The 20977-nt window shown below is 70.4% G+C and carries 24 protein-coding genes; 16 read left to right on the top strand and 8 right to left on the bottom strand.

Annotated features, from left to right (window positions below):
* The first annotated feature begins 26 nt into the window (after positions 1-26).
* From PGN23_RS09860 to PGN23_RS09850, 3 genes are all read left to right on the top strand, one after another.
* Positions 27-680 (top strand): hypothetical protein, encoded by a 654-nt coding sequence (locus PGN23_RS09860; protein ID WP_335302701.1) that lies wholly within the window; start codon positions 27-29, stop codon positions 678-680.
* On the top strand, positions 677-1132 hold the full coding sequence (locus PGN23_RS09855; RefSeq protein WP_335302700.1) for a GreA/GreB family elongation factor: 456 nt from the start codon (positions 677-679) through the stop codon (positions 1130-1132). The genes PGN23_RS09860 and PGN23_RS09855 overlap by 4 nt, the downstream gene beginning before the upstream one ends.
* A 252-nt stretch (positions 1133-1384) precedes the next feature.
* Complete coding sequence (locus tag PGN23_RS09850) at positions 1385-2752, top strand: L-serine ammonia-lyase (RefSeq protein ID WP_335302699.1); 1368 nt, start codon at positions 1385-1387, stop codon at positions 2750-2752.
* 15 nt (positions 2753-2767) lie between these two features.
* Here the strand turns inward: PGN23_RS09850 and glmS are convergent, their stop codons facing one another.
* Both glmS and glmU read right to left on the bottom strand, forming a co-directional pair.
* Positions 2768-4606: a glutamine--fructose-6-phosphate transaminase (isomerizing) gene (gene glmS / locus PGN23_RS09845; protein ID WP_335302698.1), complete on the bottom strand. Its 1839-nt coding sequence runs from the start codon at positions 4604-4606 to the stop codon at positions 2768-2770.
* On the bottom strand, positions 4607-5956 hold the full coding sequence (glmU, locus tag PGN23_RS09840; protein WP_335302697.1) for a bifunctional UDP-N-acetylglucosamine diphosphorylase/glucosamine-1-phosphate N-acetyltransferase GlmU: 1350 nt from the start codon (positions 5954-5956) through the stop codon (positions 4607-4609).
* A 63-nt stretch (positions 5957-6019) separates the two neighbouring features.
* On the opposite strand from glmU, the gene PGN23_RS09835 reads away from it, so the two are divergent.
* Both PGN23_RS09835 and PGN23_RS09830 read left to right on the top strand, forming a co-directional pair.
* Positions 6020-6721 (top strand): HAD hydrolase-like protein, encoded by a 702-nt coding sequence (locus PGN23_RS09835; RefSeq protein WP_335304569.1) that lies wholly within the window; start codon positions 6020-6022, stop codon positions 6719-6721.
* On the top strand, positions 6718-7065 hold the full coding sequence (locus tag PGN23_RS09830) for a hypothetical protein (RefSeq protein WP_335302696.1): 348 nt from the start codon (positions 6718-6720) through the stop codon (positions 7063-7065). Before PGN23_RS09835 ends, PGN23_RS09830 begins: the two co-directional genes overlap by 4 nt.
* On the opposite strand, the gene PGN23_RS09825 is transcribed toward PGN23_RS09830, so the two are convergent.
* From PGN23_RS09825 to PGN23_RS09810, 4 genes are read right to left on the bottom strand one after another with little or no spacing between them, the layout of a single operon-like run.
* Positions 7028-8047, bottom strand: a complete 1020-nt coding sequence (locus PGN23_RS09825) for a nucleotidyltransferase family protein (protein WP_443019763.1) — start codon at positions 8045-8047, stop codon at positions 7028-7030. The genes PGN23_RS09830 and PGN23_RS09825 overlap by 38 nt on opposite strands.
* Positions 8032-8886: an HprK-related kinase A gene (locus PGN23_RS09820; RefSeq protein WP_335302695.1), complete on the bottom strand. Its 855-nt coding sequence runs from the start codon at positions 8884-8886 to the stop codon at positions 8032-8034. The genes PGN23_RS09825 and PGN23_RS09820 overlap by 16 nt, the downstream gene beginning before the upstream one ends.
* Positions 8883-9155, bottom strand: coding sequence for an HPr-rel-A system PqqD family peptide chaperone (locus tag PGN23_RS09815; RefSeq protein ID WP_335302694.1), 273 nt, complete (start codon positions 9153-9155; stop codon positions 8883-8885). Before PGN23_RS09815 ends, PGN23_RS09820 begins: the two co-directional genes overlap by 4 nt.
* 6 nt (positions 9156-9161) lie before the next feature.
* Entirely contained in the window at positions 9162-9572 is a 411-nt protein-coding gene (locus tag PGN23_RS09810) for a hypothetical protein (protein ID WP_335302693.1), read from the bottom strand.
* A 71-nt stretch (positions 9573-9643) separates the two neighbouring features.
* Here PGN23_RS09810 and PGN23_RS09805 point away from each other — a divergent pair, with 71 nt between their 5' ends.
* From PGN23_RS09805 to PGN23_RS09760, 10 genes are all read left to right on the top strand, one after another.
* Positions 9644-10843 (top strand): sensor histidine kinase, encoded by a 1200-nt coding sequence (locus tag PGN23_RS09805; protein ID WP_335302692.1) that lies wholly within the window; start codon positions 9644-9646, stop codon positions 10841-10843.
* 236 nt (positions 10844-11079) lie between these two features.
* Positions 11080-12144 (top strand): substrate-binding domain-containing protein, encoded by a 1065-nt coding sequence (locus PGN23_RS09800; protein WP_335302691.1) that lies wholly within the window; start codon positions 11080-11082, stop codon positions 12142-12144.
* Positions 12144-13520, top strand: coding sequence for a phosphate ABC transporter permease subunit PstC (gene pstC / locus PGN23_RS09795; RefSeq protein ID WP_335302690.1), 1377 nt, complete (start codon positions 12144-12146; stop codon positions 13518-13520). Before PGN23_RS09800 ends, pstC begins: the two co-directional genes overlap by 1 nt.
* Positions 13513-14775 carry a phosphate ABC transporter permease PstA gene (pstA, locus tag PGN23_RS09790; RefSeq protein ID WP_335302689.1) on the top strand — a complete coding sequence of 421 codons (1263 nt, stop codon included), beginning with the start codon at positions 13513-13515 and terminating at the stop codon, positions 14773-14775. Before pstC ends, pstA begins: the two co-directional genes overlap by 8 nt.
* 20 nt (positions 14776-14795) lie before the next feature.
* A complete protein-coding gene (gene pstB, locus PGN23_RS09785) occupies positions 14796-15542 on the top strand; it encodes a phosphate ABC transporter ATP-binding protein PstB (RefSeq protein ID WP_335304567.1) in 747 nt (248 codons plus the stop codon).
* A gap of 41 nt (positions 15543-15583) precedes the next feature.
* Positions 15584-16270 (top strand): phosphate signaling complex protein PhoU, encoded by a 687-nt coding sequence (gene phoU, locus PGN23_RS09780; RefSeq protein WP_335302688.1) that lies wholly within the window; start codon positions 15584-15586, stop codon positions 16268-16270.
* Positions 16270-16962 carry a phosphate regulon transcriptional regulator PhoB gene (phoB, locus tag PGN23_RS09775; RefSeq protein WP_335302687.1) on the top strand — a complete coding sequence of 231 codons (693 nt, stop codon included), beginning with the start codon at positions 16270-16272 and terminating at the stop codon, positions 16960-16962. Before phoU ends, phoB begins: the two co-directional genes overlap by 1 nt.
* A gap of 199 nt (positions 16963-17161) precedes the next feature.
* Positions 17162-17653 carry a hypothetical protein gene (locus PGN23_RS09770; RefSeq protein ID WP_335302686.1) on the top strand — a complete coding sequence of 164 codons (492 nt, stop codon included), beginning with the start codon at positions 17162-17164 and terminating at the stop codon, positions 17651-17653.
* Between the two features lie 98 nt (positions 17654-17751).
* Positions 17752-18651, top strand: coding sequence for an SDR family NAD(P)-dependent oxidoreductase (locus PGN23_RS09765; protein WP_335302685.1), 900 nt, complete (start codon positions 17752-17754; stop codon positions 18649-18651).
* Between the two features lie 150 nt (positions 18652-18801).
* On the top strand, positions 18802-18891 hold the full coding sequence (locus tag PGN23_RS09760; protein ID WP_335302684.1) for a hypothetical protein: 90 nt from the start codon (positions 18802-18804) through the stop codon (positions 18889-18891).
* Between the two features lie 26 nt (positions 18892-18917).
* On the opposite strand, the gene PGN23_RS09755 is transcribed toward PGN23_RS09760, so the two are convergent.
* Positions 18918-19265: a DUF2794 domain-containing protein gene (locus PGN23_RS09755; RefSeq protein ID WP_335304566.1), complete on the bottom strand. Its 348-nt coding sequence runs from the start codon at positions 19263-19265 to the stop codon at positions 18918-18920.
* Entirely contained in the window at positions 19265-19942 is a 678-nt protein-coding gene (gene epsC / locus PGN23_RS09750; protein ID WP_335302683.1) for a serine O-acetyltransferase EpsC, read from the bottom strand. Before epsC ends, PGN23_RS09755 begins: the two co-directional genes overlap by 1 nt.
* Positions 19943-20119: 177 nt before the next feature.
* Here epsC and PGN23_RS09745 point away from each other — a divergent pair, with 177 nt between their 5' ends.
* Entirely contained in the window at positions 20120-20890 is a 771-nt protein-coding gene (locus PGN23_RS09745) for a sulfite exporter TauE/SafE family protein (protein WP_335302682.1), read from the top strand.
* Positions 20891-20977 lie beyond the last annotated feature (87 nt).

Here is a 20977-nt window from a genome sequence, read left to right as displayed (position 1 = left end):
CGCACGCCTTCTACCAGGATGACGTCATGAATTCCGGCAGCTTCTCTCTCGAACCCATTTCGCATGACGGCGCGCTCGTCACCATCTCGCTGGTGCTCGTCGCCATCCTGGCGGTGCTGACCATCATCGCGATGGTGTTCGGCGCCCGGCTGAAGCGCCAGCGCCGCAAGGCCGAGGCGGAGGAAGAGCGCCGGATCGAGGAACTGAAGGCGGAGGGTGTGGGCGTCACCACCCCCCACGACGACGCGCGCGAGGCTACCCCCGCGCCCCCCCCGCCGCCCCCTCCCGCACCGCCTCCCCCGCCCCCTGCCACCCCGTCCGCGGATCCGACGCCGGCGCCGCTGGCCGACGAACCGATCGCCGCCGCCGCGCCGCTCAATGCCTCGCCCGCCAGCCATGCCGCCTCCGCCCCGACCGAGGCGGCGGACGGCGATCCGGCGGCACAATCGATCACGCTGCTGAAGGGGCTGGGACCGAAGATCGCGGCGAAGCTGGCGGATCTGGGCATCACCCGCGTCGACCAGCTGGCCTGGCTGGACGATGCCGAAGCCGCAGAGCTCGACGCGCGACTGACCCCGTTCGAGGGCCGGATGGAGCGCGACCGCTGGCGCGAACAGGCGCGGCTGCTCGCGCAGGGCGACCGCGCCGGGTATGAGGCACAGTTCGGCAAGCTGGGATGAGCGTCGCCTTCCGCCGCGAGAACGACGACGAGCATCTCGAGCCGCGCTTCGAGCTGCCGATCCCGGCCGGGCCGAACCTGGTCACGCCGCGGGGTCGCGCACTGATCGAGGAGCGGATCGCCACGCTGGAAGCAGCGCTGGCGGAGGCGGCGGACGAGGAAACGGTCAAGGCCGTCAGGCGCGACCTGCGCTATTGGGCAACCCGCCGCGCCACCGCGATCGAGACGCCGCCGCGCGACGACGGCGCGGTCGGCTTCGGCAATCGCGTGACCTATCGGCTGGCGGGCAAGGAGCGGGTCGTCACGCTGGTCGGCGACGATGAGGCCGACCCGGGGGCCGGCGCGATCGCCTTCTCCGCCCCGCTCGCCCGCGCGTTGATGGGGGCGGAGGCGGGGGAGTTCGTCGGCTTCAACGGCCGCGAGGACGCGATCGAGGTCGTCGCGGTCGCCTAGTTCCCTGAACCGACGTTCGGCGCCTTGGTGCCGTCACCCCGGACTCGATCCAGACCTCTGCGAAAGTCACGGATCGCTCGACAATTTCGCCGTTCCCCGGCGAAGGCGGGACCTGTGCAAAAGGCGACACCGTGCTCCTGCGCAGGCAGGAGCACGGAGCCATCCACGCGATCGTATCATCGGAAACTACATAGGCAGCGGCTGCACATTGTGGCATCCCGCGGACAGGAACCGTCATTACCGGAGCGTATCGTGGTCGCCAGCACCTTCGACCTGTTCAAGATCGGCGTCGGGCCGTCGAGTTCGCACACCATGGGTCCGATGACCGCGGCCGCCCGCTTCGCCGCGGAGGTGGCGGGGTGCGCCCACCGCGTCGAGGTCGATCTGTTCGGCTCGCTGGCGCTGACCGGGAAGGGCCATGCCACCGACCGTGCGGTCATCCTGGGGCTGTCCGGCACGACCCCGGCAACGATCGATCCCGACGCGGCGGACCGCGTCGTCGCGGATGTCCGCGCCACGGGCATGCTGATGCTGGGCGGCACGCACACGATGGCCTTCGACGAGGCACGCGACCTGCGCTTCCTCCAGCGCGAACGGCTGACCTTCCATTCCAATGCGATGACCTGCATCGCGTTCGACGCCGCGGGCGAGGAAGTGCGCCGCCGCACCTATTATTCGATCGGGGGCGGCGCGATCGTCGAGGAACATGAAACAGGCCGCAACGCCGCCGCTGAGGGCGGCTGGGACGTTCCCAACGTCTTCCGGTCGGGGGAGGAACTGCTGGCGCTCGTCGCGCGCACCGGCACGTGCATCGCGACGCTGATGCGCGAGAACGAGGAAGTGCACCTCGCCCCCGACGAGGTATCGGCGCGTCTGAAGGCGATCCGCGACGCGATGGCGGCCTGCATCGATCGCGGCGTGCGCGCGCCGGAAGGCGAATTGCCCGGCGGGTTGCGGGTCAAGCGGCGCGCGCCGGGCGTCCACCGCATGCTGGTCGACCGGCAGGAGCGCGCGCTCGCCGACCCGTTGACCGTCATCGACTGGATCAACCTGTGGGCGCTGGCGGTGAACGAGGAGAATGCGGCGGGGGGCCGCGTCGTCACCGCCCCCACCAACGGCGCGGCGGGCGTGGTGCCCGCGGTGCTGCGCTATTACGAACGCTTCGCGCCCAACCCGACGCCGCGCGGGATGGAGAATTTCCTGCTGACCGCCGCCGCGATCGGCACGCTGTTCAAGGAGAATGCCTCGATCTCCGGTGCGGAGGTCGGGTGCCAGGGGGAGGTCGGCGTCGCCTGCTCGATGGCGGCCGCCGGGCTCGCCGCCGCGCTGGGCGCGACCGCGGCGCAGGTGGAGAATGCCGCGGAGATCGCGATGGAGCACAACCTCGGCCTCACCTGCGATCCTGTCGGCGGGCTGGTCCAGGTGCCGTGCATCGAACGCAACGCGGTGGGGTCGATCAAGGCGATCGAGGCGGTCCGCCTCGCGATGCTGGGCGACGGCACGCACCGCGTCAGCCTGGATCAGGTGATCGAGACGATGCGCCGCACCGGGCTCGACATGAGCGAGCGCTACAAGGAAACCTCGCTCGGCGGGCTGGCGGTCAACGTGGTCGAATGCTGACCGCCCGCCGGCGCGTCACTCGACGGTGACGCTCTTCGCCAGGTTGCGCGGCTGATCGACGTCGGTCCCCTTGGCCACCGCGACATGATAGGCCAGCAGCTGCACCGGCACCGCATAGACGATCGGCGCGATCAGCGGGTGGACCTTGGGCATGGTGATCGTCGCGACGCAGCCTTCGCCCGCCGCCTGCACGCCGTCGTAATCGCTGATGAGGACGACCTTGCCGCCGCGCGCCTGCACCTCCTGCATGTTGCTGACGGTCTTGTCGAACAACGGGCCCGAGGGGGCGATGACCACCACCGGCACGTTCTCGTCGATCAGCGCGATCGGCCCGTGCTTCATCTCGCCCGCGGCATAGCCTTCGGCGTGGATGTAGCTGATCTCCTTCAGCTTCAGCGCGCCTTCCAGCGCCAGCGGATAATCGGTGCCGCGCCCCAGGTAGAGGACGTCGCGCGCCGCCGCGACGACGCCCGCCATCGCCTCGATCGATTCGTCATAGGCGAGCGCGCCGTTGATCGCCGCGGGTGCCTCCGCCAGCTGGCGGACGATGTTGCGCTCCTCCTGCTCGGTGAGCCGCCCCTTCGCCTTGGCGAGATTGGCGGCGAAGGCGGCGAGCACCGCCAGCTGGCAGGTGAACGCCTTGGTCGAGGCGACGCCGATCTCCGGTCCGGCGTGGGTGGGCAGCAGCAGGTCCGCCTCGCGCGCCATCGTGCTGGTCGGCACGTTGACGACGACCGCGATCGTCTGCTTCTCCGCACGCGCGTGGCGCAGCGCGGCGAGCGTGTCAGCGGTCTCGCCCGACTGGCTGATGAAGAGCGCGAGCCCGCCTTCCTCCATCACCGGCGCGCGGTAGCGGAACTCGCTGGCGACATCGAGGTCGACGGGAACGCGCGCGAACTGCTCGAACCAGTATTTCGCGACCATCCCGGCATAGAAGCTGGTGCCGCACGCCACGATCGTGACACGGCGGATGCCCGACAGGTCGAAATCGGGGATCGGCAGCGCCACGCGCCCCTCGAACCGCTGCAGATAGCCACGCAGCGTCTGGGCGACCACGATCGGCTGCTCGTAGATCTCCTTCTGCATGAAGTGGCGGTGGTTGCCCTTGTCGATCAGCGCGCCGGTCACGCCGGAGATGGTGACGGGACGCTCGACCGCCCGGTTGTCGCGGTCGTAGACCTGCGCGCCGCCGCGGGTGCAGACGACCCAGTCACCCTCCTCCAGATAGGCGATCCGCTGCGTCAGCGGGGCGAGCGCCAGCGCGTCGGAGCCGAGATACGTCTCGCCCCCCCCTTCTGAATCGGCGCCATAACCGACGACCAGCGGCGAGCCGAGCCGCGCGCCAATCAGCAGCTCCGGGTGGCTGCGGAACAGGATCGCCAGCGCGAACGCGCCGTGCAGCCGCGGCAGCACCTCGCGCACCGCGTCGACCGGCTCCAGCCCGGCCTCGACCTTCTCGCTGATGAGGTGTGCGACGACCTCGGTATCGGTCTCGCTGGTGAAGACGCGGCCGCGCGCCTGCAATTCCTCGCGCAGCGGCTTGAAATTCTCGATGATGCCGTTGTGGACGACCGCGACCTCGCCGGTGGCATGCGGGTGGGCGTTGTTGGTGGTGGGGCCGCCGTGCGTCGCCCAGCGGGTGTGCGCGATCCCGGTGGTGCCGGGCAGCGGCTCGGCGGCGAGCACCTTCGCCAGATTGACCAGCTTGCCCGAGGCGCGGCGGCGCGCGATCGCGCCGTCGACCACGGTAGCGATCCCGGCGGAATCGTAGCCGCGATATTCCAGCCGCTTCAGCCCGTCGAGCAGGCGGTCCGCCACATCGTCATTGCCCAGGATGCCAACGATTCCGCACATCTACTTGCCGTCCTTCTTCGCCTTCATCGCCGCGCGGAAACGCGCCGCCCAGCCGGGCCGCTCTTCCTGCCGACCGCGTGCCAAGGCAAGTGAATCATCGGCAACCTCCCGGACAACTACGCTGCCCGCGGCGACGATCGCGCCCGCGCCGATCGTGACCGGCGCGACGAGCGCGGAGTTCGACCCCACGAAGGCCCCCTCCCCGATGACGGTGCGATATTTGAAGAAGCCGTCGTAATTGCAGGTGATCGTGCCCGCGCCGATATTGGCCTTCGCACCGACGTCGGCGTCGCCGATGTAGCTCAGGTGGTTGGCCTTCGCGCCGGCGCCCAGCCGCGCCTTCTTCACCTCGACGAAATTGCCGACCTTCGCCTTCGCCTCCAGCACCGCGCCGGGGCGCAGGCGGGCATAGGGGCCGACCTCCGCGCCGCTCGCCACCTCGGCACCCTCCAGATGGCTGAACGCATGGATCGTCACCCCGTCCGCTACCGTAACCCCGGGGCCGAAGACGACGTTGGGCCCGACGATCACGTCGCGGCCCAGCACGGTATCGTGGCTGAACCACACCGTGTCGGGCGCGACCAGCGACGCGCCGTCCGCCATCGCCTGCGCACGGCGGGCCTGCTGCCACGATGCCTCGACCGCCGCCAGCTCGGCGCGGCTGTTGACGCCCGCCACCTCGGCCGCATCGACCTCGATCGCCGCCGCGCCGCCCGCGAGCGCGACGATGTCGGTCAGGTAATATTCGCCCGCGGCATTGTCGTTGCCCAGCCGCTTCAGCAGCGCGAACAGGTCGCGGCCCCGCGCCGCCATCAGCCCCGAATTGCACAAGGTCTCCGCGCGTTCGGCGGGCGAGGCGTCCTTGAACTCGACGATCCGCTCGACCCGGTCGGTGCCCGGCGTCACGATCACGCGGCCATAGGCGGCGGGATCGGCGGGACGGAAGCCGAGCACCACGACCGGCGGCGCATCGGCGGCGTGCAGCCGCTCCAGCATCGCGCGCATCGTCGCGGGCGACACCAGCGGCACGTCGCCGTAGAGGATCAGCACGTCGCCCTCGAACGCGGCCAGCGCGTCCTCCGCCTGCATTACCGCATGGCCGGTGCCCAGTTGCTCCGCCTGATGCGCGATCTGCGCGCCCAGCGGCGCGACGGCGGTTTCCACCTGCTCGCGCCCGGCCCCGACCACGACCACCGTCTTCGCCGGCGACAGCGTCGCCGCGCTCGCCAGCAGGTGGAGCAGCATCGGGCGTCCGGCGATCGGGTGGAGCACCTTGTGCAGGTCGGACTTCATCCGCGTGCCCTTGCCCGCGGCGAGGACGACGATGGCGACGGGGCGATCCTGTGACATGGTTGCACCCCCTGCCATCACTCGCTTGCCAATTCCAGCGGGCACGGGCAACGCGTGTCGGCAATGGCCGCCTTTCCCTTTTCCCCTTCCTTCCCTTTTTCCATCGTCGGGCTCGATCTCGACGGGACGCTGCTCGACACCTCCGGCGACCTGACCGCGGCGGTCAACCATGCGCTCGCCTCGGCAGGGCGGCCCGCGCTCTCGATCGAGCAGGTCAAGCCGATGATCGGCGGCGGCGCGCGCCACATGCTGGCGCAGGGGATGGCGGCGAGCGGCGGATGCAGCGAGGCGGAGCTGGAAGTGCTGCTGCGCCGGCTGCTCGATTTCTACGAGGCCAACATCTGCGTCACCACGCGACCCTATCCGCATGCGCTGGAGGCGCTGGACCGGCTGGCGCAAATGGGCGTGACGCTGGCGATCGTGACCAACAAGCTGGAGCGGTTCGCGCGCGCGATCCTGGACGATCTGGCGCTGACGCCCCGCTTCGCCGCGATCATCGGCGGCGACACGATGGGGCCGGGCAACGGCAAGCCGAGCCGCCTGCCGATCGATGCGATGATCGAGCGGTGTAGAGAGGCGGGGAGCGGCGGCGGGCGCGCCGCATTCGTCGGCGATTCGATCTACGACATCGCCGCCGCGCATGCCGCCGGCATCCCCGCGATCGCGTGCCGCTTCGGCTTCCTGATGCAGCCGATCGAGGAACTGGGCGCCGATGCGATCATCGACGGCTTCGACGAACTGATCCCCGCGCTGGAGCGGTTGTGAAGCGCGTCGCGCGCCTCCTTCTGGCGCTCGCCATCGTCGTCGCGGTGACGATGGCGCTGCTGCCGCATCCGCCGAACGTGATGGGCAACGTGTCGGACAAGGTCCAGCACATGACCGCGTTCGGGACGATCACGATCCTCTATTGCGCCGCCTTCCCGCGCCAGTCGCTGCTGCGGATCGGCGAGCGGCTGTCGTTCCTGGGTGCGCTGATCGAGGTGTTCCAGTCGATCCCGTCGATCCACCGCGACTGCGACGTGATGGACTGGATCGCGGACACCGCCGTCATCATCGGGGTGCTGGTCGTGGTCAGGATCTGGCGGGGACGACGCGCACCCACGTTTTGACCGCCAGGTGCCGCGCCAGCAGCGGCGCCGGCATCCGGATCCAGTGCGAGCGAAGGTAGAACGCCAGCCGCGTCATCGGTCGCGTCTCCCGCCCCCAGCCGTCGCGCGCCAGCAGCCGCCGGACGAACCACGCGTCGCCCCGCCTGGCGCGCGCATCGGGCACCGCCGTGCCGAACAGCGCCGCCGCCAGCCGAAGTGCGCGCGCGACGGGCACGGTCGCGCCGTGGAGCACCGCCCGCGCCGCCAGCGAGCGCCAGAAATCCGGCGTGGCATGATCGTGGAGCAGCCGGTCGATGTCCCACAGGTTGCGCAATCCCCCGGACAGGTCGCCGTCCGCGAGCAGGTGCAGCGCGGCGTGGACGATCATGTCCTCCGCGCACGGCACCGACAGCCCGTTCCCCAGCGGCACCGCCGCGGCGACGATCGCGGCGGCATCCGGCGTGATGCGCGCGGTCGGCGGCAGGATCGTGTGATGCACGTCCAGCGCGCGGTCGCGGTCGCGGTGGATCAGCGGCGGCAGCTCGTGCATCCAGCGGCGGTAATAGAGCTGGTCGTAGCGCTCCGCCTTCGCCCACTCCCACCCCGCCGCCAGCAGCGCCGCCTCCACCGCCTCCAGCGCGTCGCGCGGGACCAGCAGGTCGAGGTCGCCGATCATCCGCCCCTGCCCCGCGGACAGTCCCGCCGCGGCGAACGCCGTCCCCTTCAGCAGCAGCAGCGGCACGTCCAGCGGCGCCAGCGCGCGACGCACCACCTCCGCCTCCCACAACGCCCCGCGCCGCGTCTCCAGCGCCAGCGCGCGGGCGTCGTTCAGGATCGTCGTCGCCGCCGCGGGCAGGTCCATGCCCGTCAGGCGATACGCCAGCGCGCCGAGCAACTGCTCCGCGCGCGCGGCGGACAGCACGCCGGTCCATTGATGCGGAGCGAGCGTTTCGGCGAGCGCAGGCGTGCGCAGCAGGCGCGCCAGCATCACAGCGCCCGCCACAATGCCTCCACCTGCGCCAGCGCGGCCTGCGTATCGGGATAATCGATCGCGACGCGCGGCACATCGCGCGCGAAGCGGGTCAGCACGTCGAACCCCGCCTCCCCCAGCGCGACGTAATTGGTGGAGGCCTGCGTCAGTCGCACGAACGCCTCGCCCGCGCCGACGCCGCGCACCCCCGCCGCCGCGCCGTAGCGCGGAAACAGCAGCAGCGCGGGCATCGCGGGGACATCCATCGCCGCCACCGCCGCGGCATCGGGGACCAGGTGCCGGATCGTCCCCTTGGGCGTCCCCGTCAGCAGCGGGCCGAAACGTGCGCCGGGCACCTGCGCGGCGACCTCCGCGATCGCCTCGTTCTTCAGGCTGACCAGCCGCGGGAAGGCGTGGACCCAACCCGTGGCCAGATCGAGCAGCACGAACTCGTCGCCCATGAAACGCCAGCCGCGCGCGCCCAGCAGCGTCGCCAGCGTCGACTTGCCCGCGCCGGATTCGCCGGTCATCACGATCGCGCGCCCGTCGCGTTCGACCGCGGAGGCGTGGAGCAGCAGGTGGCGGCGGTGCCCCAGCGCGACCTGCAGGTTCATCGCCATCTCCGCCGCCAGCACAGCGTGCGCGAGCGGCAGCGGCGCAGCATCCGGCAGCATATGGTCGCCCGCCAGCGCCACCGTCGGGCGCAGCATCCGCCGCCACGGCCGCGGCGGCGCCAGCCGCACCGTCGCCTCCGCCACCTCCGCCGCGGGATAACCGGCGTACAGCGACGCCAGCTGCGCCACGGGGGCGGACCATTCGCTGCCGATGCGGAAGCCGATCGGCCCGACGCGCAGGGAAAGGGCGTGCCTCACGCCGCCTCCACCAGCCCGGCCGCGACCAGTTCCTCCAGCCGCGCCGCCAGCGCCGCGGGATCCGCCGCCGCCAGGTCGTAGCGGATCGCCAGCACCAGCATGAGCGCCTGCGCGGACATCGGCTCACGCAGCGCGGACAGGATCTCGGGCGCGGGCGAGGCGAGCACGTGCGTCGTGCCCGACGCGCGGTGATAGACCGCGCTCAGCTCGTCGAGCGGCCGCAGCACCAGCGTATCGGGCGGCGCGCAGTAGCGCGTCGCTTTGGCCATGACGCGCTACTTCCGCAGCATCTGGATCGAGGCGAAGCAGGTGAACCCCGCCGACCCGCGCTGCAACCGCGACACGTATTTCAGATACGCGCGGCTGCGATCGTCATCATATCCCGGCAGGGTGCCCCCGCCGCGCAGCGCGGTGCGGACGTCCTCGCCCTTCAGCGGGCGCGACGGCGGCGGATACGCGCCCTTCGTCCCGGCGGGGACCAGCGTGCCGTCCGCCGCGATCTGCGACCCGGCATGTCCCGCATCGGGCACGGGAATGTCGCACATCAGGATCGATCCGGTCGCCTGCGCCAGCGCGGGGCGGATCGACAGCACCGATGCCGCGCCGACCGCGCCCAGCATCAGCGCGCGGCGCGTCGGCGGCGCGGCGCTGCTCTCGTCGGCGGGGCTGGGCTGATCGTCGTCCATGCCGCACGCTAACCCGCAGCCCCCTTCGAATGTGCTAACGCCGTCCCGCGCGCTCGGCTATCGCTGCGCGCGTGATCGACGAGATTTCGCTCCGCACCTGGCTTGCCCTCGCCGTGGCCGCCGCCACCGCCGCGGTCGTCTACGCGCTGTCCGGATACGACGGGCAGACGGCGCTCGCCACCCTCGCCGGGCTCGCCGCGCTCGTCGCGATCGTCGCCACCACGCCCGAGGAGCGCGCGGCCGCCCCCGCCGCCACCGCGACCGAGCGGCCCGACGTGCCCGTCGACGCGGTGCTGGAGGCGATCGGCGAGCCCGTCCTGCTGATGAGCGGCGGGCGCGTGATGCTGGCGAACGCCGCCGCGCGCACGCTGCTGGGCGCGCATATCGTGGGGGAGGATGCGCGCGTCGCGATCCGTCACCCCGCCGCGGCGGAGCATCTGGCCGAAGGCTCGCCGCACCCGGTCGACCTCGTCGGCATCGGCACGCTCGACCAGCGCTGGCAGATGCGCACCGCGCCGCTCGGCCCCGATACGCGGCTGGTGCATCTGGTCGACCAGACCGGGCAGCATGCCGCCGACCGGATGCGCGTCGATTTCGTCGCCAATGCCAGCCACGAGCTGCGCACGCCGCTGTCGTCGATCATCGGCTATGTCGAAACGCTGGCGGACGAGGCGGGCGACGAGCCGGGCTTACGCAAGCGTTTCCTCGCGGTCGTCTTCGACGAGGCGCGGCGGATGGAGCGGCTGGTCGAGGATCTGATGAGCCTGTCGCGGATCGAGGCGGAGAAGTTCCGCCCGCCCCGGACCGAGGTCGATCTCGCCGCGGTCGCGCGCGAGACGTGCAACACGCTGACCACCAGCCACGGCAACCGCGGCGCGGACATCGTGCTGTCGGTTGAACCGTCGCTGCCCGCGGTGCTGGGCGATGAGACGCAGCTGTCGCAGCTGCTCCACAACCTGATCGGCAACGCGATGAAATACGGCCGCCACGGCACCCCGGTGGAGGTGACGCTGGCGACGCGCGACACCAGCGTCTGCATCACCGTGGCCGACCAGGGCGACGGGATCGCGCCAGAGCACCTGCCGCGGCTGACCGAGCGCTTCTACCGCGTCGACGCGGGGCGCAGCCGCTCGCTGGGCGGTACCGGACTGGGTCTGGCGATCGTCAAGCACGTCGTCGACCGCCACCGCGGCCGACTCGACATCGCCAGCACCCCCGGCGTGGGAACGAAGGTGACGGTGACGCTGCCCGCCGCGCCTGTCGCCAGTTGATGCTACCGTCACCCCGGACTTGATCCGGGGTGAGGCTCCTTCTTCGGACCACGGCAAAAGCGGGACCCCGGATCAAGTCCGGGGTGACGAAAGGGTAGAACGCGCCCCCGTCGTTGCGAGCGTGAGGAAGCAATGACGATCCGCCCCCAAACCGCTGTCATCAAGGCGTAACCGTTGTGTCACATGCGCCATCGTGCGCAGCCGCCACACTGGCGGACGCTCGTTTCGGGGGATCGATGTCGCGGTACGACCTGGCGTTGGCGCTTGCGCTCACGCTCGCCTGTGCGGGCGGGCTGACGGCGTGCGTCGACCAGGCGGCGGGCGGCGGCGCGGGCTCGCGGGAGCAGATCAAGGTGGTCGGCTCCTCGACCGTCTATCCCTTCACCACGATCGTCGCCGAACAATTTCTCGCCGACACGCCGCAGGCCAAGCCGCCGGTGATCGAATCGACCGGCACCGGCGCGGGGATGAAGCTGTTCTGCGCCGGGGTGGGCGCGGGCCATCCCGATATCGAGGATGCGTCGCGCCGGATGAAGCGCAGCGAGTACGATCAATGCGCCCGCCACGGCGTCCACGGCGTGCTGGAAATCCAGATCGGTATCGACGGCATCGCCTTCGCCGAGGCGAGGAACGGCGCGAAGATGCGGCTGACCACCGCCGACATCTATCGTGCGCTCGCCTTCACACCGCTCGGCCGGCGCAATCGCGCGCGGACCTGGCGCGAGGTGAACCCCGCACTGCCCGCGATCCCGATCCAGGTCTATGGCCCGCCCGCGACCAGCGGCACGCGCGATGCGCTGGCGGAACTGATCCTGGCGCAAGGCTGCGCGGCGGTCGAACCCGGCATGACGGCGCTGCGCGAGCGCGATCACGCCGCCTTCGAGGCGCGCTGCCTGCGCGTGCGCGAGGACGGCGCCTATATCGATGCGGGCGAGAACGACAACCTGATCGTCCAGAAGCTGCAATCCAACCCGAATGCGATCGGCGTCTTCGGCTACGGCTATCTGGAGGAGAATGCGCGCGCGGTGAACGGCGTCGCGATCGACGGCGTCGCCCCCACGTACGGGACGATCGCGTCGGGCGCCTATCCGGGCGCGCGCCCGCTGTACCTCTACGTCAAGAAGGCGCATCTGAATGCCATTCCCGGGTTGCGTGCGTTCCTCGCGACCTATGCCCGCGCCTGGGGTCGCGACGGCCCGCTGGTGAAGCGCGGGCTGATCGCCGCCCCCGCTGCGGTGCAGGCGCGCTCGGCCGCGATCGTCGCACGCGAAACCCCGCTCGATCCGGCGGCGCTCGACTGATGGCGACGCTCCCGCTGCTCTTCATGATCGCGGCGCTCGCCACGATCGGCTGGCTGACGGCGCGCGCGCGCGCGGTCCGCTTCCGCGCCGATGCGACGCGGCGGTTCAGCTCGCTGCCGCAGCACCACGGCTGGTTCGTCACGCTGGCGACGCTGCTGCCGCCGCTGATCTTCCTCGCCGTCTGGAACGTCACCTCGCCCGCGCTGGTGACCGATGCGGTGCTCGCCACCCCGCCGGCCGCACAGCTGCCGCCGCCCGGGTTCGAACGCGCGTCGATCCTGTCGGAGGCGCGCCATCTGGCGGAGGGAAGCAGCTACGGCGCATTCCATGCGCTGTCGCAGCGGCTGGCCCCGGCCTATGCCGCGGCACAATCGCGCTACGACTGGATCGCGACCGCGGTCACGCTGCTGCTGGCGTTCGGCGGCGGCGCGCTCGCCTTCCTCGCGGTGCGCCCGTCCTTCTCCGCGCGGACGCAGGTGGAGCGCGTGGTCATGGGGCTGCTGCTCGCCGCCTCGCTGATCGCGATCCTGACGACCATCGGCATCGTCGCCAGCCTGCTGTTCGAAAGCGCGCGCTTCTTCCGGATCGTGCCCATCGGCGACTTCCTGCTCGGCACGCACTGGAGCCCGCAGGTGATCGACCCGCGCGATCCCGGCGCGTCGCTGGGTGCGGTGCCGCTGTTCTGGGGCACGTTCTTCATTGGCGCGGTGATCGCGATGGCGGTCGCGATCCCGTTCGGGCTGATGAGCGCGATCTATCTGACGCAATATGCGCAGCCCGCCACGCGTCGCTGGATGAAGCCGCTGCTGGAGATCCTCGCCGGCGTCCCCACCGTCGTCTACGGCTATTTCGCCGCGCTGACGGTCGCCCCCGCGGTGCGCGATCTGGGGGTCGCACTGGGCGTCAGCTGGGCATCGAGCGAAAGCGCGCTGGCCGCGGGTGTCGTCATGGGCGTCATGATTATCCCCTTCGTCTCGTCGATGGCGGACGACTCGTTGGCAGCGGTGCCGCAGTCGATGCGGGACGGCAGCCTCGCGATGGGCGCCACCCGGTCGGAGACGATCAAGAAGGTGCTGGTTCCCGCCGCGCTGCCCGGCGTCGTCGGCGGCATCCTGCTCGCGGTCAGCCGCGCGATCGGCGAGACGATGATCGTCGTCATGGCCGCCTCGGGCGTCGCGACGCTGACGCTCAACCCCTTCGCCAGCACCACCACCGTCACCAAGCAGATCGTCGACCTGCTGACCGGCGAGGCGGAGTTCGATTCGGCGAAGACGCTCGCCGCCTTCGCGCTCGGCCTCACGCTGTTCGTCGTCACCCTGCTGCTCAACATCGTCGCGCTGGTCGTGGTGCGCCGGTACCGGGAGGCGTATGACTGACGCGCGCCGGCCCCATGCCCCCACGGACTGGACGACGCCCGCGATGCAGCGCCGTATCCGCCGCCGCTACGCCGCGGAGCGCCGCTTCCGCGCGCTGGGGCTGCTGGCGGTCGCGCTGTCGGCGGCGTTCCTCGTCTTCCTGCTGGGCACGATGATCCGCCAGGGCGCAGCCGGCTTCACCGAAACGCGCATCGCCCTGCCGCTCGACCTGCGCGCGGGCGGCATCGCGGTGGCGCCGCAGCGGCTCGCCGGACCGCGCGGCGACCTCGCGCTGGCGGGTGCCGGGCTGGAGCGGGCGGTCGATGCCGCCGCCAACGCGGCCTACCCGGCGCAGGGTGGCGCCGCGCTGCTGTCCGACGGCGCCTGGCTACGCGTGCGCGAGGCGGTGAAGCGCGATCCGACGCTGCTGACGCGCCGCGTCACGCTCGACGTGCCCGTCGCCACCGACATCGACGTCGCCTGCAAGGGCGACGGCACCGCGGAGGCGGAAGCGACGATCGCAGCGCTGACGGGCAAGCTCTCGCGCGGCCTCAACCGCAGCTTCTTCACCGGCGCGGACGCGACCGATCCCACCCGCGCCGGCATCTGGGGGGCGCTCAAGGGGTCGCTCTTCACCATGCTGGTGACGCTGGCGCTCGCCTTTCCGATCGGCGTGCTCTCCGCGCTCTACCTGGAGGAATATGCCCCGCGGAACCGCTGGACCGACCTGATCGAGGTGTCGATCAACAACCTCGCCGCGGTGCCCTCGATCATCTTCGGGCTGCTCGGCCTCGCGGTGTTCCTCGGCACCTTCCACATGCCGCGCTCCGCCGCGGTGGTCGGCGGGCTGACGCTGGCGCTGATGACGATGCCGGTCATCGTCATCGCCGGGCGCAATGCGATCCGCGGCGTCCCGCCCTCCGTCCGCGACGCCGCGCGCGCGCTGGGCGCCTCGCGGATCCAGGTCGTCTTCCACCACGTCCTGCCGCTCGCCCTCCCCGGCATCCTGACCGGCACGATCATCGGCATGGCGCGCGCGCTGGGCGAGACCGCGCCGTTGCTGATGATCGGGATGCGCGCCTTCATCGCCGCCCCGCCCGACCGTTTGACCGATCCCGCCACCGCGCTGCCGGTGCAGATCTTCCTCTGGTCGGACGAGGTGTCCACCGGCTTCGTCGAGAAGACCTCCGCCGCGATCATCGTGCTGCTCGTCTTCCTGCTGGCGATGAACGGCATCGCCATCTACCTGCGCAACCGCTTCGAGACCCGCTGGTGAAAAGCAACGCCCCCCCCAAGATGACCGCCCGCCACGTCAACGTCTTCTACGGCGGCAAGCAGGCGATCGACGACGTGTCGATCGACGTGTGGCAGCAGGACGTGACCGCCTTCATCGGCCCGTCGGGCTGCGGCAAGTCGACCTTCCTGCGCACGCTGAACCGCATGAACGATACGATCCCCGGCGCACGGGTGGAGGGCGACGTGCGGCTGGACGACGAGGATATCTACGCCCGGGCGATGGACGTGGTGCAGCTGCGCGCGCGTGTCGGCATGGTCTTCCAGAAGCCGAACCCTTTCCCGAAATCGATCTTCGAGAACGTCGCCTACGGCCCGCGCATCCACGGCCTCGCCCGGTCGAAGGCGGACCTGGCGCAGATCGTCGAGCGTTCGCTGACCCGCGCCGGGCTGTGGAACGAGGTGAAGGACCGCCTGGGCGACAGCGGCACCGCGCTGTCGGGCGGCCAGCAGCAGCGATTGTGCATCGCGCGCGCGATCGCGGTCGATCCGGAGGTGATCCTGATGGACGAGCCGTGCAGCGCGCTCGACCCGATCGCGACGGCGAAGATCGAGGAGCTGATCCACGAACTGCGCGGGCGCTACGCGATCGTCATCGTCACCCACAACATGCAGCAGGCGGCACGCGTCAGCCAGCGCACCGCCTTCTTCCACCTGGGCCAGCTGGTCGAGTATGGCGACACGTCCGACATCTTCACGAACCCCCGTCAGGAACGGACGAAGGATTATATCACCGGACGCTACGGATGATCCCGCAGCGCGAGAGGAAAGCCGGCGAAAGGAGGGGCGGCATGGCGTTCGGCCAGGAACATACGGTCAAGGCGTTCGACCAGGACATCGGGCAGCTGCGCGGGCTCATCTCGCAGATGGGCGGGCTGGCGGAGAAGGCGATCGCCGGCGCGATGACCGCGCTCCAGCGCGGCGATGCGGAGCTCGCCGCGGAGGTGCGCGCCGACGACAGGAAGATCGACGCGATCGAGGCGGAGGTGGAGCGCACCGTCGTGCGCGTCATCGCGCTGCGCGCGCCGATGGCGGACGACCTTCGCGAGGTGGTCGCCGCGATGAAGATCGCCACCGTCGTCGAGCGGATCGGCGATTATGCCAAGAACATCGCCAAGCGCGTGCCCCAGATCGAGAGCGAGCACCGCATCGAGCCGGTATCGATGCTCCCCGCGATGGCGCGCATGGCGTCCGAAATGGTGCACGACGTGCTCAACGCCTTCGCCGCGCGCGACCCGCAGGCGGCGCTGGCGGTGTGCGAACGCGACAATGCGCTGGACGATTTCTACGACAGCATCTTCCGCACGCTGGTGACGTACATGGTCGAGAATCCCAAGACCATCGGCCAGTGCGCGCACCTGCTCTTCGTGGCCAAGAACCTGGAACGGATCGGCGACCATGCCACGAACGTCGCCGAAATGGTCTATTATGCCGCGACCGGAACGCGGCTGCTCGAACGCGAGAAGGGACAATTGTGATGGCGAAGGCCCGCATGCTGCTGGTGGAGGACGACGCCAGCCTGGCCGAACTGCTCGTCTGGCATTTCACGCGCGAGCATTTCGACGTCCAGCATACGATCGACGGTGAGGAAGCGCTGCTGATGGCGCGCGAGACGCCGCCCGACATCGTGCTGCTCGACTGGATGGTGGAGGGCATTTCCGGGATCGAGGTATGTCGCCGCCTGCGCCGCGCGCCCGAGACGCAGAACGTGCCGATCATCATGCTGACCGCGCGCGGCGAGGAGGAGGACCGCGTCCGCGGGCTGGAGACGGGCGCGGACGATTACGTCACCAAGCCCTTCTCCCCGCGCGAGCTGGTCGCCCGCGTCGGCGCCGTGCTGCGCCGGGTACGCCCCGCACTCGCCGGCGAGGCGCTCAGCTACGCCGATCTCGAAATGGACACGGTCGGACACAAGGTGCGCCGCGGCGGCGAGGTGATCGCGCTGGGGCCGACCGAATTCCGCCTGCTCAAGCACTTTCTGGAACATCCCGGCCACGTCTTCTCGCGCGAACGGTTGCTCGACAGCGTCTGGGGCCACGACAGCGATATCGAGAGCCGCACCGTCGACGTCCACATCCGCCGCCTGCGCAAGGCGATCAACGAGGGCGGTCGCCCCGACATCATCCGCACCGTCCGCTCGGCCGGCTACGCGCTCGACACGGGGCACTGACTCTCTCCCGTCACCCCGGGCTCGACCCGGGGTCCCGCTCCTTGACCGCCGTCGCAAGCGGGACCCCGGCTCAAGGCCGGGGTGACGAGTGCATCCCGCATCTTCGTCTCATCCGCCATGGAGCCTTTCGCCCGCACGGGGCGTTGGCCCGGTCGCGTAACAAACACGCGTTCTGACCGAACACGGCAGGAGACATAGAATGAAGATGATGCTTCTCGCGGCTGCGGCCGTTCTTGCAATTCCGGCGATGGCCACCGCGCAGGATGCGGCGCAGACCACGCCCCCAGCCGATTCCAGCACGATGACGCCGCCGACCGATCCCGCGACGACGCCGCCGACCACCGATTCGACCATGGGCACCACCGACGGCTCGATGGGGACGACCGGCACCACCACCACGCCGCCGCCGCCGATGGCGTCGCAGACCACCGGCAGCGACGCCGCCATGCCGCAGCCGACCGCCGCCGGCAGCGGCACGATGACCGCGGGCGGCTATGCCCCGTCGGGCCCGGCGATTTCCGGCACCCCGGCGCCGGGGTCGACCGTGACGTTCCAGCCCGCCCCGCCCCCGTCGCAGGCATTCCCCCCGCCCGCGCCCAAGGCGGAATATCCGATCTGCAAGAAGGGCCAGTACGACGGCTGCATGCAGGCCAGCGACGCGCGCGGCGCGAAGAAGATGCGCCGCAAGTAAGCGGCTCGACCGACCCCTCGCCGACGAACGGGCATTGCGCCCGTTCGAAGGTCGAGTATGGAGGGCGCTCATTCCATCAGGGAGGGAGCGCCTTTTCCATGTCCATTCGTTTCGACGACAAGGTTGCCATCGTCACCGGCGCCGGCGGCGGCCTGGGCCGCGAATATGCGCTCGAGCTGGCGCGCCGCGGTGCGAAGGTGGTGGTGAACGACCTCGGCGGCGACCGCACCGGCCAGGGCGCATCCGACGCCGCGCAGAAGGTCGTGGCCGAGATCGAGGCTGCGGGCGGCCAGGCGATGGCCAATGGCGGCAGCGTCACCGAATACGACCAGATGGTCGAGATGGTCGCGAAGGCCAAGGAGAAGTGGGGCGGCGTCCACATCCTCATCAACAATGCGGGCGTCCTGCGCGACAAGACCTTCGCGAAGATGGAGCCGTCGGATTTCGCGTTCGTCGTGAACGTCCACCTGCTCGGCTCCGCCAACGCCACCAAGGCGTGCTGGGAAACCTTCCGCGAGCAGAATTACGGCCGCGTGCTGATGACCGCCTCGTCGACCGGCCTGTTCGGAAATTTCGGCCAGGCGAACTATGGCGCCGCGAAGCTCGGCCTGGCCGGGCTGACGAAGACGCTCTATCTCGAGGGGGCGAAGAACAACATCAAGGTCAACACGCTCGCCCCGGTGGCGGGCACGCGCATGACCGAGGACCTGTTCCCCGAGCAGCTGTTCCAGGCCTTCGCGCCGGAAAAGGTGATGCCGGCGGCATTGTTCCTCGTCAGCGAGGACGCGCCGACCAACCAGATCGTCGGCGCGGGCGCGGGCGTGTTCCAGGCCAGCTACGTCACGCTGACCCCGGGCAAGCTCCTGACCGGCGACGACCTGTCGCCCGAGGGCGTGGCGAAATACTGGGCCGAGATCACCGATCGTTCGGGCGAGATCGTCCCCGATTCGGGCGCGGGCCAGTCGATGCTGATCGGCAAGAAGCTGCAGGGCAGCTGATCCGATGCGGGCGCGGCGCGCGGAAACGCGCGCCGGGCCCGTATTCGCGCCGGCCGGACGAGCCGACCGCGACGGGCGACGGCGGAGCGCGTGTCGCGTTGCGGGTGTGGCGGACCGTCGCCATGATCGTATCCTGGCGAACCGAGCGTCGTGCAGGGCATCGACTATCAGCCGCGCAAGGCCGCGTTGGGGCAGGTGGCGGATCGCGCCTTCGCCGCAGTGAAGGCGGCGATCAAATAGCGCCGGGGCGCCCCGCGCGCCTCCCCCTATTCCTCCACCAGCTTCATCAGCCGGCGCTCGACCGGGGCCAGCACCGGGCCCAGCTCGTGCCCGCGCTTCACCACCTGCCCCGCCTCGCCCACCAGCGCCCACATACCCTGGCGCTGGCGCAGCGCGGGGCGTTTCTCGATGCGGAATTCCGGCCGCTCGGCGGTGCGCCGGAAGCAGGCGAACACCGCCGCCTCGCGCCCGAGATCGATCGCATAGTCGCGCCAATGGCCGGCCGCGACCATCCGGCCATAGAGGTCGAGGATACGCGCCAGCTCGGCCCGCTCGAACCCGACCTGCAACGGCTGGCGCCCGGCGCCGGCCGGAAAGGGCGTGACGATCCCCATCACGCCCGGTCGCGCTCCCGGTCGTCGCCCAGCAACGCGTCGAGCCGCTTCTTCATCGCCTCCAGCTCGCAGCGCAGCAGCTCGACCTTCTGCGTCTGGGGATCGAACATCTCGCTGCACGGCGTCCCGTACGGGACGAAGCGCGGCGCGGGCGCGGCGCCGCCCTCCACCATCGTCGGGCGCGCGGGGATGCCGACCATCACCGCGCCCGCCGGCACGTCCTTCGTCACTACCGCATTGGCGCCGACCCGCGCGCGCGCGCCCACCGTGATCGGCCCCAGCACCTGCGCGCCCGAACCGATGATCGCGCCGTCCGCGATCGTCGGGTGCCGCTTGCCCGCGACGCCGTTGTCCGGGCTGGTCCCGCCCAGCGTCACGCATTGGTAGATGGTGACGTCGTCGCCGATTTCCGCGGTCTCGCCGATCACGACGAAACCGTGATCGATGAAGAAGTTGCGCCCGATCGTCGCGCCCGGGTGGATGTCGATCGCGGTCGTCATCCGCGACCAGTGGTTGACGATCCGCGCCGCCAGATACCAGCGCGCCTTGTACAATCGGTGCGCCACGCGGTGCCACGCCAGCGCCCAGACCCCGGGGTAGGTCAGCACCTCCCACCGCGAATGCGGCGCCGGGTCGCGCGCGCGGATCGAATCGAGATAGGCGGTCAGTCGCGACATGGTCTTTCCCCCGGACCCGTTCGGCTGCGGGTGCAACGTTTCGTCACATGTAGGCGCGCCCGCGGGGCATTTCCATAAGCCGCGCTTTGCCCGCGCAAACCCGAATTACCTATCCGGCGGGTCGACTTTGCCGGTAGCTGAGGGCAATCCGGTCCGCCGGGACGCCAAGGGAACTTCATGCAGGCACTGACCGATCTGGATTTCGCCGCGCTGCTGCCCTTCATCGCGGTGGGATTCGGCGCGCAACTTGTCGACGGCGCGCTGGGGATGGCGTTCGGCGTCATCTGTAACACGTTGCTGGTCGCGGTCATCGGCCTGCCGCCCGCGCGCGCCTCCGCCAACGTCCATATCGTCGAGACGTTCACCACCGCGGTGTCGGGGATCAGCCACGCGCTCCACGGCAATATCGACAAGCGGCTGTTCCTGCGGCTGCTGGTGCCCGGCATCATCGGCGGGGTGACGGGCGCGTTCGTCCTGACCAATATCGATGCGGCCACGATCAAGCCGTTCGTGCTCGGCTATCTGATCGTGATCGGCATCTACCTGCTCGTTCGCGGGCTGCTGTTTCCGCCCAAGGTGCAGAAGCCCAAGGTGGTCGAGCCGCTGGGGCTGTTCGGCGGCTTCCTGGACGCGATGGGCGGCGGCGGCTGGGGCCCGATCGTGACCTCCAACCTGCTGGTGCAGGGGGTCGAGCCGCGCAAGGTCGTCGGGACCGTCAATTCGGTCGAATTCTTCCTGACCGCGACCGTCTCCGCCGCGTTCATCTATCATCTGGGCCTGCGCGACTTCGCGGTGGCGACGGTCGGGCTGCTGATCGGCGGCGTCATCGCAGCACCGCTCGGCGCGCTGATGGCGAAGCGCATCCCGATGAAGGTGATGCTGATCCTGGTCGGCGCCGTGCTGACGATCACCAGCACCTACGGCTTCATCCGCGCGGTGCTGATATAGGGCGGCGATCGGCGCCCGCCCCCCGCGACCACCCGTCATCCCCGCGAGGGCGGGATCCAGATACGCTAAGACCGCGCCTTTGTCGTC

It is taken from the genome of Sphingomonas adhaesiva (genome assembly GCF_036946125.1).
Lineage (GTDB): Bacteria > Pseudomonadota > Alphaproteobacteria > Sphingomonadales > Sphingomonadaceae > Sphingomonas > Sphingomonas adhaesiva_A.
Note: the sequence above shows the minus strand (reverse complement) of the source record. Positions and strands in the feature narration are given on the sequence as shown.

Bases quoted from the DNA above. Each gene is read 5' to 3' on its own strand.
- PGN23_RS09860 (WP_335302701.1), top strand. From the start codon at position 27: ATGAATTCCGGCAGCTTCTCTCTCGAACCCATTTCGCATGACGGCGCG.
- PGN23_RS09855 (WP_335302700.1), top strand. From the start codon at position 677: ATGAGCGTCGCCTTCCGCCGCGAGAACGACGACGAGCATCTCGAGCCG.
- glmS (WP_335302698.1), bottom strand. From the start codon at position 4,606: ATGTGCGGAATCGTTGGCATCCTGGGCAATGACGATGTGGCGGACCGC.
- glmU (WP_335302697.1), bottom strand. From the start codon at position 5,956: ATGTCACAGGATCGCCCCGTCGCCATCGTCGTCCTCGCCGCGGGCAAG.
- PGN23_RS09835 (WP_335304569.1), top strand. From the start codon at position 6,020: ATGGCCGCCTTTCCCTTTTCCCCTTCCTTCCCTTTTTCCATCGTCGGG.
- PGN23_RS09815 (WP_335302694.1), bottom strand. From the start codon at position 9,155: ATGGCCAAAGCGACGCGCTACTGCGCGCCGCCCGATACGCTGGTGCTG.
- PGN23_RS09810 (WP_335302693.1), bottom strand. From the start codon at position 9,572: ATGGACGACGATCAGCCCAGCCCCGCCGACGAGAGCAGCGCCGCGCCG.
- PGN23_RS09800 (WP_335302691.1), top strand. From the start codon at position 11,080: ATGTCGCGGTACGACCTGGCGTTGGCGCTTGCGCTCACGCTCGCCTGT.
- pstC (WP_335302690.1), top strand. From the start codon at position 12,144: ATGGCGACGCTCCCGCTGCTCTTCATGATCGCGGCGCTCGCCACGATC.
- pstA (WP_335302689.1), top strand. From the start codon at position 13,513: ATGACTGACGCGCGCCGGCCCCATGCCCCCACGGACTGGACGACGCCC.
- pstB (WP_335304567.1), top strand. From the start codon at position 14,796: ATGACCGCCCGCCACGTCAACGTCTTCTACGGCGGCAAGCAGGCGATC.
- phoU (WP_335302688.1), top strand. From the start codon at position 15,584: ATGGCGTTCGGCCAGGAACATACGGTCAAGGCGTTCGACCAGGACATC.
- phoB (WP_335302687.1), top strand. From the start codon at position 16,270: ATGGCGAAGGCCCGCATGCTGCTGGTGGAGGACGACGCCAGCCTGGCC.
- PGN23_RS09770 (WP_335302686.1), top strand. From the start codon at position 17,162: ATGAAGATGATGCTTCTCGCGGCTGCGGCCGTTCTTGCAATTCCGGCG.
- PGN23_RS09765 (WP_335302685.1), top strand. From the start codon at position 17,752: ATGTCCATTCGTTTCGACGACAAGGTTGCCATCGTCACCGGCGCCGGC.
- PGN23_RS09755 (WP_335304566.1), bottom strand. From the start codon at position 19,265: ATGGGGATCGTCACGCCCTTTCCGGCCGGCGCCGGGCGCCAGCCGTTG.
- epsC (WP_335302683.1), bottom strand. From the start codon at position 19,942: ATGTCGCGACTGACCGCCTATCTCGATTCGATCCGCGCGCGCGACCCG.
- PGN23_RS09745 (WP_335302682.1), top strand. From the start codon at position 20,120: ATGCAGGCACTGACCGATCTGGATTTCGCCGCGCTGCTGCCCTTCATC.